We start from the raw sequence: 13,677 nt of genomic DNA on the forward strand, positions 1-13,677 counted from the left end.
GCCGGGCTCGATCGACAGTAGCGCCCCCGCGCCAGGGTTCAGGCCGTGATGCGGAAGGAGGCGGTGGCGGACTTCCGGCTCGTCCGGCCCACGAGCTGGACGACGACCGCGCCCGCCTTCGTGCCGGCCGGGGCCACCGTCACGCTCGCCTCGGCCGTGCCCCCGTCGTCGGCGGTCAGGGTCGTGAGCAGCTTGGTGCCCGCCCGGGCCTCGACCTTCTCCCCCGCCGCGAAGCCGTGCGCGGTCAGCTTCACCGCCACGCCGGCCTTGCCCGCGTTCGGCTGCAGCTGCACCGTCGCCGGCACGCCGGCGGAGGCCGGCGGCGACGACGGCGGCGGCGCCGGCGGTCCGGCCGCGGCCGACGCGCTCGGGGTCGCCTCCGGGCCGAAGAGCGCCGCCCGGCCGTCCTGCAGCAGGCCGCGGCCCCACGGGGTCAGCACCATGATCAGTACCCACGGCAGCAACGGCAGCGCCGCGAACCGCAGGCGCCGCAGCACCCGGCGGCGCGGCTTCGGCGGCGCCACGACCGGCTCGTCGCCGGCGGCGGAGTCGGTGGCGGAGTCGGTGGCGGAGTCGTCGTCGCGGGGCATGAGGGACTCGTCGCCGTACACCGCCACATTGCCCTGAATCGTCACGCCCGGTCCGATGATCACCGAGGGGCGGCGGGCCGGCGGCGGAGGGGAAGCAGGAGGAGGACTGACCGGCGCGACCGGAAACGCGCTGACAGGAGCCGCCGGCGGCACCGGAAACGCGCCGGTCGAAGGGGGCGGCGCCGCCGGGTGGCCGCCGCCGTAGACGGTGCCGCTCGCGGTGTGGTCCGACGGGGCCGGGAGCGCCACCGGCCGCGCGGGCGAGCCGTTGGCCAGCAGGAGCGCGCCGAACGCCACGGGAAGTTCGGGCTGTTCGGGTACCACCGGAGCCAACCCGAACCGCGCGTGCAGCCGGCTCGCCACCAGCGGCAGGCGGCTCGAGCCGCCCACGAGCACGATCACGTCCAGCCGGGCCGGCGGGATGCCCGAGCGCTCGAGGACCCGCCGGGTCTCGTCGACGGCGCGGTCGACCAGCGGCCCGGCGACGCGGTCGAGCTCCTCGCGCGTGAGGTGGGTGGCGCGGTCGAGGCCGGGCACGTGCAGCGGGGCGGACGCGGCGCGGGACAGCATCTCCTTGGCCTGGCGCACCTCGGACCACAACGTGCGCCGGTCGCGCAGCTCGCCGGGCGTGCGCGGCGCGGCCAGGCGGCGCCACCGCTCCGGGTCGGCCGCGGCGACCAGGTGCCCGACGTGCCCGACCAGGGCGTCGTCGACGTCGGTACCGCCGAGGTCGGCCAGCCCGCCCGTGGCCAGCACACGCAGCGCGGGGGCGGCGCCCGTGGCCTCCACGACGGTGACGTCGAGGGTGCCGCCGCCGAAGTCGAACACCACCGCGCAGCGCCCGGGGGCCAGGCGGCCGCCGAGCGCGCGGACGCAGTACGTCGCGGCCGACACCGGCTCGTCGACCAGCGTCACGCGGCCGAGCCCGGCGCGCGCGGCCGCGTCGAGCAGCACCGCCCGGCGCGTGTTGCCCCAGTCGACGGGGCAGGTCAGCACGGTCGCGCCGGCCACCGGCACCCCGGTCTGGGCGGCCTCGGTGGCGGCCCGGCGCAGTACCGCGGCGAGCAGCTCGGCGACGGGCAGCTCGCGGTCGCCGAGCAGGATGACGCCCTCGTCGACGCGGCCCTTCGGGTTGGGCTCGAACCGCGCGGCGTCGGTCATCAGGTGCCGCTCGGCGTCGCGGCCCAACGAGCAGCGCCCCGGACGCGTCGGCGAACACCGCCGAGGGCAGCACCGGGCTGCCGTCGAACAGCAACGGCCGGGGCGTGCCGTCGCCGCGGTCGACCACCGCGACGGTGTTGGAGGTGCCGAGGTCCACCGCGAACCGGAAAGGCATCGCGGCATCCTATGGCAGCCGCTCAACCTCCGGGCGAGTCCCACCACCGCGGGGCGCCAGCAGCGACCACAGCCGGTTCATCGCGGCAGCCGAGCGAGCACGTCGTCCAGCGTCACCCCCGCGGCCGTGCTCAGCACCAGGCCGGCGGCGGTGAAGCGGGCCGGGTCGGCGTACGCGTTCGGGATCGCCACGCAGCGCAGGCCCGCCGCCCGCGCCGCCGCCGCGCCGTGCGGGGTGTCCTCGAACGCGACCGCCCGCGCCGCCGCGATGCCGAGCCGCTCCAGGGCGAGCCGGTAGACGGCAGGGTCGGGCTTGTGGGCGGCGACCTCGTCGCCGAACGCGCACGCCTTGAAGCGGCCGAGGTCGCCGGTGCGGCCCAGGTGCTGCTCGACCCACGAGCGCGGCGAGCTGCTGGCCACCGCCATCGGCAGGCCCAGCTCCTCGGCCCGGTCGAGCCACGCGCCGGGGCCCGGGGCCAGGCCGAGCGCCGCGTGCATGGCGTCGCGGTGGGCGGTGCGGCGCGCGTGGCTGGCGGCGCGGTCGTAGCCGGGCCCGGCGGCCGCCCCGAGCTGCGCGTATCTGGCCTCGGTGAGGTCGCCGCCGTGGTCGGCGAAGAACCCGGCCTCGTCCAGCGCCAGGCCGTGGTGGCGCCACTCCGCGCGCCAGCACTCCAGCAGCGTGCTCTCGGTGTCCATGAGCAGGCCGTCGAAGTCGAACACCAGTGCCTCGATGCCGGGGAGCAGCATGCGGCGACGGTACGACCGCCACCGCGGCGGCCCTATGATCGCCGTCACGTCCGGCAGTCGGCCGCTCCGCCGATGTCGCCGGAGGCTCGCATCCAGTACGGTGCGCTGCGTGGAAGACGGGGATCAGACGGAGCCGGCCGCACCGGCGGTGACGGCCGAGCCCGCGGCGGCGAAGATCCCGCAGCAGCGCGGCCCGGACATGCTCCAGCCGCCGCTCCCGGACGAGCCCACCGCGCCGCCGCCGCTCCCGGACGCGCCGCCGCATCCCCTGGACGCGCCCATCGCGCCGCCCATGGCCTGGCCGACGCCGAGCACCGGGCCCGCGCCGTTGCCGCCGGCCACGGCGAGGCGCCGCTGGCCGCTGGTCTCGGGCCTGGTCGTCGCGGCCGGGCTGGTGCTGGCGCTCATCGTGTGGATCGCCGCGCAGGGCCCGAGCGGGCAGACCGTCGCGCTGCCCGGCCGCGGGCTCCCCGTCCGCTCCGGCGCGGCCGCCGCGGCCGCGCCCCAGACCACCGCCGGCGAGCTCACGGTCGCCGACAAGATCCGCGGTCAGCTCGCCAAGCAGGCCAAGGCGCTGCTGGCCGGGGACCGCGACGGCTACCTCGCCGGGGTGGCGGCCAACCTGCGGGACGGCTACATCAAACGGTTCGGCTCGCTGCGGGCCATGGGCGTGGGCGGGTGGACGCCGAACCTCGTCGACAAGCCCAGCCAGGGCGCCGACGGCAGCTGGGACGTGATCGTCGAGTACGACTACTGCCTCGGCCAGGGCTGCACCCCGCAGTCCTCCCAGGTCGTGCAGACCTCGTGGAGCATCGCGGGCGACCAGGTGACGGTCACGAAGTACACGCAGGGCACCGACCCGTGGGACGCCTCCGCGCTGCAGGCGCTCACCGGCCGCCGGGCCATCGTGGCCGGCTCCGGGGCCACCGCGAGCAAGCTCCAGCGGGTGCTGACCGCCGCCGACGCCGCGGCCGACATCGCCGACCGCTACTCGCACTGGGGCCCGGCGCCGAAGTGGTACATCGTGTACGTCGCCGCCCCCAGCGAGTGGAACAGCTGGTGGGACAACACCGACCTCGGCCCGTTCTACGACGGCTACTCCAAGGGCGCGCAGGGCGTGGTCATCCAGTCCGACGACGCCGGCGGCAGCTACCTGAAGAACCTGCTCACCCACGAGCTCGGCCACGTCGTGACGATCGGCGACACCTACGGCAGCGCCGATCAGTGGTGGCTCACCGAGGGCATCGCCGACTACATCTCCGACCGCGACGGCCAGACCACGCGGGGCCGCCTGCCGTCCGTGCGCCAGTTCGTCAGGCAGGGCTGGAACGGCTCGATCGCGCTGGGCCCGCCGCCGGCGAGCGCCAAGGGCCAGGAGATCGACGCGCGGTACGGCATCGCGCTGCTCGCCGTCACCTGCCTGGCCAAGAAGTACGGCGAGGGCAAGATGCTGGACTTCTTCGGCGGCGTGGTGCGCAACAAGGAGTCGCTCGAGTCGGCCTCGACCGCCTACCTGGGCACCGCCTGGGCGGGCGTCGCGTCGGCGTGCGCGAACGAGATCCGCAACGCCTGAGCGCCTCAGCGCTCGTCGACGCCGCCGAGCACCGGCTTGACGTCCAGCACCGGGGTGCCGTCGATCGCCTCCAGGCCCGAGACCCGCACGCGCAGCCCCTCGACGGCCAGGATCACCGCGCCGTGCAGGCCGATCGGGTTGGGGCGGTCCGGCGCGCGGGTGCTGAACACGCCGGTCTCCGGCCGCCCGAGGTCGCCGCGCGGGCGCACGGCCAGCACGTCCCGGTCGGCGCGGTGCAGCCAGGTGAGCAGCAGCACCCGATCGCCCGGGCGCAGGTCGGCCAGGGCCGGCCCGACCCGCTCCGCGAAGACCACCCACGCCTCGGGCGCGTCCTCGTCGCCCTGCCGCGGCGCGCCCGCCCGGTCGGTGAGCGGCGACTCGACGCGGCCGACCGGCCGGACAACGAACCCGTCATGCTCCATACCGCGGACCCTACCGAACCTCAGTCGACGGTGGGTGACACCCGGTTGCCCCGTTTGAGCTCGTAGAACCCGGGCGTCGTCACCATCAGCAGCAGGCCGTCGAAGAGCCGCCCGGCCGCCTCGCCGCGCGGCACGGGGGTCACCACCGGCCCGAAGAACGCCGAGCCCTCGATGTGCAGCGCCGGCGTGCCGAGGTCCTCGCCGACCGGGTCCAGGCCCGCGCGGTGGCTGGCCAGCAGCTCCTCGTCGTGCTCGGCGGAGTCCGCGGCCGCGGCGAGGTCCGGGTCGAGGTCCAGCGCGGTCAGGGCACGCCGGAAGAGGTCCGCGCCGATCGGCTCCTTGCCGTGGTGGATGCGGGTGCCGAGCTCGGTGTACAGGTCCCGCAGGACCGGGGGGCCGTAGCGCCGCTCGGCCGCGACCAGCACGCGGACGGGGCCCAGGGTGTCGGCGAGCCAGGTGCGGTACCAGTCCTCGAGCCCTTCCCGTTCCCGGTTGAGCAGCCACAGGCTCATCACGTGGAAGCGGGCCTCGACGGGCCGGACCTGCTCCACTTCGAGCAGCCAGCGCGAGGTGTTCCACGCCCAGGGGCACTTCGGGTCGAACCACATGTCCACGATCGTCACGCCCACCATTCAAGCCGAGCCCATTGGCCCACGGAAGTTCCAATTCGCCGACACATCGACTGGGCCAAGTGGGCACTTCGGTACGATCCGCCGGTGGGCGACTACTTTCAGGTCATCGCGGACGTCGACGCCGGCGGGGACGAGGCGCCGCGGCTCGCCGCCGGGCTGCTGACGTGGCTGGTCGCCGCGGGGATCGTGGGCGCCGAGCGGACCGACTGCGTGCTCGGCGCGCCGCTGGGCAACCCGCCCGGGCCGCGGTACGAGAGCGCCGTGACCGCCCCCGACGAGCGCCTGCGCACCAGGTGGACCAACGGCGTCGAGGTGTTCGCGGGCGCCACCGTCGTCGACGCCGGCCAGGGCGCGGACGACGATCCCCGCTGCCCGCACTGCGAGACCGGCGACCCGCAGTGGGACGCCGTGCAGGCCGCCATCGCACCCTGGCCCGCGGGCCGGCCCGGCGACGTCACGTGTGTCGGATGTGGACGGACGACGCCCGTCGGGGACTGGGTGCCGTGGGCCTTCGCCCGCGTCGGCGTCCGGTTCTGGAACTGGCCGCCGCTGCGCGCGGAGTTCGTGCACGAGACGGCCCGCCGCCTCGGCGGCCACCGCGTGCGGGTCGTCGACGGGAAGCTGTGACTCAGCCGGTGTACCGGAAGGCCTCCGCGGTGAAGGTGCCGTTGAGGTTCTTCTCCCCGTTGTAGCCGCCGACGGCGTAGACGACGCCGTCGGAGACCGCGACCGCCTGCCCGGCCCGCGGGACGTCCTGCTTGGGCAGCGTCGCCGCCGCGCCGCTCTTCTCGCACCACCAGCCGAACGCCTTGGCGCCGTTGTTGCCCCCGAGCACGCACAGGCCGACGTTGGTGATGGACATCGCCGCCGCGCCCTCGCGCGGCGCGTCCATCTTCAGGTGGTCGCCGGTCATCTTGCGGTCCTGCATGATGTCGATCGAGTCGAACGTGACGGTCTTCTGGTCCCCGTCCTGCCGCCGGCCGCCGATGAACCAGATCCGGCCCGCCCGGTCGGTGGTCGAGGTCAGCTTCTCGCGCTTCTCCGACAGCTGCCCGATCGTCTTCCAGCCGGTGTCGCCCAGGGCCCAGACGGTGTCGGTGGCGGCCCCGCCGGAGTCGGTGCCGCCGGCGTAGACGATGCCGTTGCTGTCGTAGACGGCCGTGCCGGAGTTGCGCCTGGCCGGCAGCTTCGGCCCCTCCTCCCACTTCGAGGAGCCGTCCTTGAGCTGCCACACCTCGTCGGTCGCGCCGCCTTTCGCCAGCCCGCCGAGCACCCAGATGCTGCCCGCGCCGTCGAGGACCACCGACATGTGGCTCAGCGGCCGCGGCAGGCTCGGGCCCGAGGTCCAGCTGCCGCTGCTGAGGAGGTAGACCGAGACCGCGTCGGTCTGGTGCCGCGGCTCCTCGGCGGTGAGGCCGCCGATCACGTACAGCTTCCGGTTGGCGACCGCCGCGCCCGCGCCCTCGATGGCCACGTCGCTGGGCAGGTTGGGCAGCTTGTCCCACTTGCCGACGACCTGCTGGTCGGTCTTGTCGTCCGTCGTGTAGGTCTTCAGGGCGAAGAAGCCACCCACCCCCAGCAGCAGCACCGCCGCCACCCCCGCGACGAGCGCCAGCCGCCTCCGGCCTCCCGGCGGCGGGGGCGGCGGGGGCGGCACTGAGTCCACTGTGGACGGAAGCGCGGGGTACACGGCGGGCGAGACCGGGGCCGAGGGCATGGGCGAGCCCGAGACCGGCACGGCCGACACCGGGGCCGGCATCGCCGAGACCGGATACGGCATCGACTCCGTGCCGCCGTAGACCGTTCCCGACGGCGGGGCGCTCACCGGGACCGACGCGGTGCCCGTCGCCACCGGCACGCGGCCGTCCGCGGTCAGCTCCGACGGGTGCACGACCGCGCCCTCGGCGACCGGCAGCTCCGGCTGCTCCAGCACGGTCGGCACCACGCCGAGCTCACGGTGCAGCATGCGGGCCACGAGCGGGACGCGGGACGAGCCGCCGACGAGCAGGATGCCGGCGAGCCGGCCGGGCTCCAGGCCGCAGTCGCGCACGACGCGGGCGGTCTCGGCGACGGTACGCGCGATCATCGGCCCGATCTTCTGCTCGAGCTCGTCGCGGGTCAGGTGCAGGGCCGCCTCGACGCCGGGGACGCTGACGGGCGCGACGGTGGTGCGCGAGAGCATCTCCTTGGCCCCGCGGATGTCCTCCCAGAAGAGGCGGCGGTCGCGGCGGTCCTGGGCGGTGCGCGGGTCCTGCAGCCGGCGCCACACGTCGGGCTGCGACTCCTGCAGCACCTCGCCGAGGCGCTCGACGAGCGCCGCGTCGAGGTCGAGGCCGCCGACGTCCTCGAGGCCGCCGGAGCCGATGACGGTGAAGCCCTGCGGGTCGTTGCGCACCACGGCGATGTCGATGGTGCCGCCGCCGAAGTCGTAGACGACGAGGGCCTCGCCGCGGGGCAGCGGGTGGTTGAGGGCGCTGATGAAGTACCGTGCCGCCGCCACCGGCTCGGGGAGCATGCTGACGTCGGTGAACCCCGCGGCGAGCGCGGCGTCGTGCAGCGCCTTGCGCCGGGTCGAGCCCCAGGACGCGGGGTAGGTGAGCACGATCGGCGGCGCGTAGCGGGTCACCTCGGCGACGCCGACCGCGACCGCGCGCAGCACCGCGGCGAGCAGGTGCACGGTCGGGATCTCGGCGCTGCCGAGCAGCACCGACGGCTCGTCGATGCGCCGCTTCGGGTTGGGCTCGTAGCGGCCCGGGTCGAGCTGGGCGAGGCGCTGGGCGTCGCGGCCGACGGCGAGCTGCCCGTCGTCGGTCATGAACACCGACGACGGCATGAGCGGGGCGCCGTCGAACAACACGGGCCGGCGCCGCCCATCGGGCGAGCGGATCACGGCGACCGTGTTGGACGTGCCGAGGTCGATGCCGACGACGTACACGACGCTTGCTCCTCTGTTCGTGTTCAGTTCCGCACCGGGATGAGCCGGCGCGGGGTCATGTCGGGGTCCCACTTCGCACCGAAGTAGGGCTGGGCGACTCCCTTGGCGAACGCGGCCGACGCGGCCGGCGACGCGGCGATGCGCCAGTCCGTCTCCTTGACCGACTCGTACCAGAGGAAGCCGATGATCTCCGGGTGCTGCGGCAGCGTCTGCAGCAGGTCGGTGATCCAGTCGGCCTTGCGCCCCTGGGCGTCGGTGGCGGCCGTCTCGGTGACCACGACCGGGCGCTTGCTGAGCTGCTTGATCTCGGTCAGGGTGGGCCGGTAGATCTGGTCGAAGGTCTGGTACGTCTCCATGCCCGCGGTGCCGTAGTAGCCGGACAGGCCGACCCAGTCCACGTAGTCGTCGCCCGGGTACAGCTGCGACAGCGGGGTGGAGTTCTCGTAGACGACGTTGGGGCTCCAGACCCAGACGACGTTCGCGGCGCCGAGCCGCGCGAAGAGATCGTGCACGTGCCGCCAGGCGGCCACGTAGTCGCCCCGCCGGTTGCCGTTGGCGGACTCGCCCCACGGGTACCAGTAGCCGTTCATCTCGTGCGCAAAGCGGATCGCCACCGGGTAGCCCAGCGCCTTGATGCCCTGCGCCCACTCGGAGATGTACCCGTCGTAGTCCCCGCCGCTGATCTTCGCCAGGCGGTACTGCGGCTGGGTCCCCCGGTCGTGGTCCTGCTTGGACTCGGCGCGGTAGTCCCACGGTTCCCAGCCGAGCATCGGCAGCATGCCGCGGTTGACGATCCGGTCGAAGGGCTGGCGGTCGAAGTGCTTCTCCGCACCCCAGCCCGACGCGAACATCATCACCTGCGGGCTCTTGCCGGCCGCCCGCACGAAGCCGTCGTAGGCGGTAAGGTCGCCCGGGCCCTTCTCGGTGAAGACGCCGAAGAACGCGGTGCCCGCCTGCGGGAAGACCTGCGGGCGCCGGCCGGGCGCGCTCGGCGTCGGCGAGAAGCTCGGCACCGGCTCGGCGAGCTGCGCCTGCCAGCTCGCCGTGGTGCTCGTCTCGGCCTCGACGCGCGGGGCGACGACGAAGACGTACCCGCCGATGAGCACGAGCGCGGCGAGCATGAGGCGGGGCAGCGTGATCACGCGGCGCTCCCCTGCGGCACGTGGTGGGCCTCGAGGTTCTTGTTCGGCAGCGGGTACCCGGCGTGCGACACGGCCGGGAAGCCCCGCACGGTCGGCAGGTCGTCGATCGCGGCCGCGCTCGCGGCGGTCGCGCGGACGGTGACGACGAGCCCGGCGGTCACCGGGTCCTCCACCGGCTCCTCGACGCCGCGGTCGCGCAGGTAGGCCGCCCACGCGACAAGGGGCGGGACGATCCCGACGACGACACTGACCGAGGCCCAGAAGCGAAGGGCGATGGAGTCGTACCCCATGATCCCGCTCGTCGTCAGCAGCGCCGCGCCGACCAGGGCCCACACCGCGTGGGTCCGGAACGTCCGGGGCCCGTCGACGCTGCGCAGCCGCCCCTTCGCCGTCACCGCGTAGGCCAGCGGCCGCCGGGCGAGCGCGGCGAGGCCGGCCGCGGCGTAGACGGGCACCGCGAAGAGCGCGAGCAGCATGCCGTGCACGCCGATCTCCCGGCGCTCGTGCCGCGCCAGGTTGAACCGGCGCAGCCACAGCCACAGCACCGCCCAGCTGCCCATGCTGGCCGACCACAGCCCGAGCCACCACTGCCACTCGATCGTCGCCGCGTTGATGCCCAGCCCGAGGTACGTGCCGGTGGCCACGATGCCGGAGACCGCCGACAGCGCGACGCTCGGGTAGTAGGACTGCACCAGCCAGTAGCACAGCCGCTGGCCGCCCCGCAGGTGCTTGAGGTGCGGCCGGGAGCGGCGCAGGAGGATCTCCCACACGCCGTACGCCCACCGCTTCTGCTGGTTGAGGTAGTCGGTCCAGCTCGTCGGGCCCTCGCCGACCGCGACGACGTCGGGCGTGTACACACCCTTCCACCGCCGGTCGGTGAGCGGGTTCTTGGCGCCCATCACGACCATGCTCGTCAGGTGGTCCTCGATGATCGAGTCCTGGTACCCGTCGATCAGCCCCCACGCCAGCGGCCGGTAGAGGTGGTTCGTGCCGATGAGCAGCGGGGCGTCGAGCCCGTTGCCGCCGCGCTCGATCAGGCCGGAGAAGAGGTACTGCTGGACGGACGCGCCGTGCACGACCCAGTTGTCGTACATGTTGCCGTACACCTGCGGCGCCACGACGAACGCGACGTCGGGGTCGCGGAAGTAGCCCAGCGTGCGCTCCAGGAAGCTGGGCAGCGGCACGTGGTCGGGGTCCATCTGCGCGACGACGTCGTAGACGTGCTCGTGCGTGGCCCGCCAGGCGTTGTGGTTGCCGGACTTCGTCTTGGCCCGGAACGCGCCGTGCTCCTGGTTGAACTCGGGCCGCCCCTTGCGGCTGAAGTGGTGCACGCCGAGCCGCCGGCACATGGCCTTCACGCGGGGGTCGTCGCCCTCGTCGAGGATCCAGAGGTCGACCTGCCCGTCGTAGCGCACCTGCTGCATGGCCCGCAGCGACCGCTCCACGACGTCGATGGGCTCCTTGGCCGGGACGATGGTGGTCAGCATCGCGATGCGCAGCCCGCGCTCGGGCACCATCGGCACCGGGTCGCGCGCCTTCCAGGCGAACACCCACACGGCGAAGTTCTGCAGCATCCGCACGGCCTCGACGAGCACCACGAAGCAGAACGCGACCCGCGCGACGATGATGCTCGGCCGCGTGTCGTCGCCCGCCGTGCCCGGGATGTGCTCGGGCAGCAGCAGCCAGCCGACGAACACCAGGCCGGTCAGGAAGTTGAGCCCGATCAGCAGCGACAGCATGACCCGCCGCCAGGCCCCGCCGACGTGCCGGAACACCACGGGGTGCTGCGCCTTCCGCGGCATCGTCAACGGCCCGGCCAGCTCGTTGCAGTCCTCATAGGCCCGGTGGGTCTCGGCGAGCTTCGCCTGGGACCGGACCCGGCGGCGCTCGGCCCGGCCGGGTTTGACGGGCTTGATCCCGGCTCCGGGCGTTGCCGATGGGGGCACGACGGTGTCCAGCAACGACCCGGCCTCCGATCTTCACGTGGCGTTCCGGTGTAAAGGGAGCCTGGGCCGCCTGAGCTGCTTCGGCAATGCCGATGGTAGGCACAGAATGCGATCACGAGGACCACCCGAACGGGCCGTCATCAATCGCGCCGCATGATCGTTTCCGCAGGTGAAAGCCCCTGCCGTGCCTCCCCGCGGCACCCCGGAGCCCCCCGGATGTAACGGATCCGACAGCCTCTTTCCGGGTCACTTTCTTGAACCGATCCATTGCCGCCGGAAATACCCCGGGTTCTGTCGAAAAGCCGACATCGGGCAACAGTTGCAGGGCGTATCAAACCCGGCCGGGCCGCATCTTATGTTGAATACCCGCCGGCGAGCGCCGCCTCGGCCGGCCGGCGGCGGGTCCGGGTCAGGCGCGGCTCGGCGAGGAGCAGCGCCACGGCCACGGCGGTGATGAGCGCACCCGCCAGGGCGACGCTGCGGACGCCCGCGTGGTCGATGATCAGGCCGCCGAGGAGCGAGCCGGCGGCGATGCCCACGTTGAACGCCGAGCTCCCGCCGGCCGAGGCGAGGTCGGTGCTGCCCGGGGCGACCAGGAGGATGCGGTTCTGCACGGCCGCGGCCATGGCGCTGTACGCGAAGCCGTTGAGGGCCAGCGCCACGACCGCGGCGGCCTTCAGCGTGCCGAGGCTGTAGAGCAGGAGCAGCGACAGGGCGATGAGGGCCATCGGGGCGACGAGGGCCAGCCAGGGATACCGATCGAGAAACCGCCCCACGGCGATGGTGCCCAGGAATCCGGCGGCGCCGGTCACCAGCAGCAGCGGCCCGAGCGTCGCGGCGGCGAACCCGGTGACGTCGAGCAGATAGGGCGTGACGTAGGTCTGTGCGGTAAGCGCGCCGGTCACCACGATCGCCGTGGACAGCACCAGCAGGACGTAGCGCCGCCGCGAGGGCGCCGCCCCGCGCGATGCGGCGTCGGCCTCGGGCGGGGCCGCCGGCACGAGCGCCACCACCACGGCGCAGGTCGCGACGCCGACGACGGCCATGACCAGGAACGCGAAGCGCCAGCCGGCCTGCTGCCCGAGCCACGTGCCCAGCGGCACGCCGAGCACCGGGGCCAGGGCCGCCCCGATCGACATGCGGGCCACGGTGCGGCCGCGCTGCGACGGCGGGAAGAGGCCGGTCGCGGTCGAGGCGACGATCGACCAGAACAGCGCCTGGGTGAGCCCGACGAAGAGCCGCGCGCCGAGCAGCACCTCGTAGCCGGGCGCGACCGCGCTGACCAGCGTCGCGGCGGAGAACACGCCGAGGGTGACGCCGAGCAGGAGCCGTTTCGGCACGCTCCGCGTCACGTGGGCGAGCGGCAGGGACATGAGCACGACCACCGCCGCGTAGCCGGTCATCAGCAGGCCGACCTGCGACTCCGAGCGGTGCAGGTCGTCGGCCATGAGCGTCAGCAGGCCGACGGGCAGGACCTCGGTGGTGACGAACGTGAAGGTCGAGATGGACAGCGCGGCCAGGGCGAGGTTCGCACGTCGCTGTTCGAGCATCGGCGCTCCCCCGTCCCGATGATTCCGGTCAAATACCATGCAATCATGACGATGGCTCGGCTGCGCTGCGATTTCTCCTCCGACGTGCTCGGGGTCGGCACCTCGATGACCGTGCTGCTGCCCCAGCCGGAGCCCGGCGCCCGGGGCGAGCTCGCCACGCTCTACCTGCTCCACGGCCTCAGCGACGACAGCACGGCCTGGACCAGGTACACCGCCCTGGAGCGCTACGCCGACGAGCGGCGGCTCGCCATCGTCATGCCCCAGGTCGAGCGCAGCTTCTACGCCGACGAGGCCTGGGGCCGCCCGTACTGGACCTTCGTCGCCGACGAGCTGCCGCGGGCGGCCCGCGGCCTGTTCCGCCTCTCCGACGACCCCGCCAAGACGTTCGTGGCCGGCCTGTCCATGGGCGGCTACGGCGCGTTCAAGCTCGCCCTCCGCCACCCCGACCGCTTCGGCGCCGCGGCCAGCCTCTCCGGCGTCCTCGACGTGGCCACCCGGGCCCGCGAGCTGCACAAGCCGGAGGACCCGCGCATGTGGGAGCGCATCTACGGCGACCCGCCCACCATCGCCGGCACCGACGACGACCTGCTGCACCTGCTCGAGAGCGTCGAGAACCCGCCGCCGCTGTTCATCGCCTGCGGCACCGAGGACGTCCTGTACGAGTCGAACGTGCACTTCCGCGACGCCTGCGCCGCGCGCGGCATCCCGCTGAGGGCCGAGTTCTCCCCCGGCGCGCACGAATGGTCGTTCTGGGACGCGAAGATCCGCGACGTGCTGGCCTGGCTGCCGTCGGCGTGACCCACGC

At 73.8% G+C, this 13,677-nt stretch carries 11 protein-coding genes; 3 read left to right on the forward strand and 8 right to left on the reverse strand.

Annotated features, from left to right (window positions below):
• Positions 1 to 38: 38 nt before the first annotated feature.
• Positions 39 to 1,751, reverse strand: a complete 1,713-nt coding sequence (locus AB0B76_RS19215) for an Hsp70 family protein (RefSeq protein WP_360376559.1) — start codon at positions 1,749 to 1,751, stop codon at positions 39 to 41.
• A 252-nt stretch (positions 1,752 to 2,003) separates the two neighbouring features.
• Complete coding sequence (locus AB0B76_RS19220) at positions 2,004 to 2,672, reverse strand: HAD family phosphatase (RefSeq protein WP_360376562.1); 669 nt, start codon at positions 2,670 to 2,672, stop codon at positions 2,004 to 2,006.
• Positions 2,673 to 2,781: 109 nt separating this feature from the next.
• Here AB0B76_RS19220 and AB0B76_RS19225 point away from each other — a divergent pair, with 109 nt between their 5' ends.
• Positions 2,782 to 4,245: a hypothetical protein gene (locus tag AB0B76_RS19225; protein WP_360376565.1), complete on the forward strand. Its 1,464-nt coding sequence runs from the start codon at positions 2,782 to 2,784 to the stop codon at positions 4,243 to 4,245.
• A 5-nt stretch (positions 4,246 to 4,250) separates the two neighbouring features.
• On the opposite strand, the gene tsaA is transcribed toward AB0B76_RS19225, so the two are convergent.
• Positions 4,251 to 4,667, reverse strand: a complete 417-nt coding sequence (tsaA, locus tag AB0B76_RS19230) for a tRNA (N6-threonylcarbamoyladenosine(37)-N6)-methyltransferase TrmO (protein ID WP_360376567.1) — start codon at positions 4,665 to 4,667, stop codon at positions 4,251 to 4,253.
• A 20-nt stretch (positions 4,668 to 4,687) separates the two neighbouring features.
• Positions 4,688 to 5,299: a disulfide bond formation protein DsbA gene (locus tag AB0B76_RS19235; RefSeq protein WP_360376569.1), complete on the reverse strand. Its 612-nt coding sequence runs from the start codon at positions 5,297 to 5,299 to the stop codon at positions 4,688 to 4,690.
• A gap of 84 nt (positions 5,300 to 5,383) precedes the next feature.
• Here AB0B76_RS19235 and AB0B76_RS19240 point away from each other — a divergent pair, with 84 nt between their 5' ends.
• Positions 5,384 to 5,926 (forward strand): hypothetical protein, encoded by a 543-nt coding sequence (locus AB0B76_RS19240; RefSeq protein WP_360376572.1) that lies wholly within the window; start codon positions 5,384 to 5,386, stop codon positions 5,924 to 5,926.
• Position 5,927: 1 nt separating this feature from the next.
• Here the strand turns inward: AB0B76_RS19240 and AB0B76_RS19245 are convergent, their stop codons facing one another.
• The 4 genes from AB0B76_RS19245 to AB0B76_RS19260 all read right to left on the reverse strand — a co-directional run bounded on the left by AB0B76_RS19245 (position 5,928) and on the right by AB0B76_RS19260 (position 12,872).
• Positions 5,928 to 8,234 carry an Hsp70 family protein gene (locus AB0B76_RS19245; RefSeq protein WP_360376574.1) on the reverse strand — a complete coding sequence of 769 codons (2,307 nt, stop codon included), beginning with the start codon at positions 8,232 to 8,234 and terminating at the stop codon, positions 5,928 to 5,930.
• Positions 8,235 to 8,257: 23 nt separating this feature from the next.
• Positions 8,258 to 9,376 (reverse strand): glycosyl hydrolase, encoded by a 1,119-nt coding sequence (locus AB0B76_RS19250; protein WP_360376577.1) that lies wholly within the window; start codon positions 9,374 to 9,376, stop codon positions 8,258 to 8,260.
• Positions 9,373 to 11,322 (reverse strand): glycosyltransferase family 2 protein, encoded by a 1,950-nt coding sequence (locus AB0B76_RS19255; protein WP_360376579.1) that lies wholly within the window; start codon positions 11,320 to 11,322, stop codon positions 9,373 to 9,375. Before AB0B76_RS19255 ends, AB0B76_RS19250 begins: the two co-directional genes overlap by 4 nt.
• Positions 11,323 to 11,675: 353 nt before the next feature.
• Positions 11,676 to 12,872, reverse strand: a complete 1,197-nt coding sequence (locus AB0B76_RS19260) for an MFS transporter (RefSeq protein ID WP_360376582.1) — start codon at positions 12,870 to 12,872, stop codon at positions 11,676 to 11,678.
• A 51-nt stretch (positions 12,873 to 12,923) separates the two neighbouring features.
• Between AB0B76_RS19260 and AB0B76_RS19265 the strand changes: the two genes are divergently transcribed.
• The gene (locus AB0B76_RS19265; protein ID WP_360376769.1) at positions 12,924 to 13,670 is read left to right on the forward strand and encodes an alpha/beta hydrolase family protein; all 747 of its coding nucleotides are present in this window, start codon (positions 12,924 to 12,926) and stop codon (positions 13,668 to 13,670) included.
• Positions 13,671 to 13,677: the final 7 nt, after the last annotated feature.

It is taken from the genome of Dactylosporangium sp. NPDC049140, assembly GCF_040648435.1.

Coding starts and splice junctions, on each gene's coding strand:
- AB0B76_RS19265 (WP_360376769.1), top strand. CDS start 12,924: ATGGCTCGGCTGCGCTGCGATTTCTCCTCCGACGTGCTCGGGGTCGGC.
- AB0B76_RS19215 (WP_360376559.1), bottom strand. CDS start 1,751: ATGACCGACGCCGCGCGGTTCGAGCCCAACCCGAAGGGCCGCGTCGAC.
- AB0B76_RS19220 (WP_360376562.1), bottom strand. CDS start 2,672: ATGCTGCTCCCCGGCATCGAGGCACTGGTGTTCGACTTCGACGGCCTG.
- AB0B76_RS19260 (WP_360376582.1), bottom strand. CDS start 12,872: ATGCTCGAACAGCGACGTGCGAACCTCGCCCTGGCCGCGCTGTCCATC.
- AB0B76_RS19235 (WP_360376569.1), bottom strand. CDS start 5,299: ATGGTGGGCGTGACGATCGTGGACATGTGGTTCGACCCGAAGTGCCCC.
- tsaA (WP_360376567.1), bottom strand. CDS start 4,667: ATGGAGCATGACGGGTTCGTTGTCCGGCCGGTCGGCCGCGTCGAGTCG.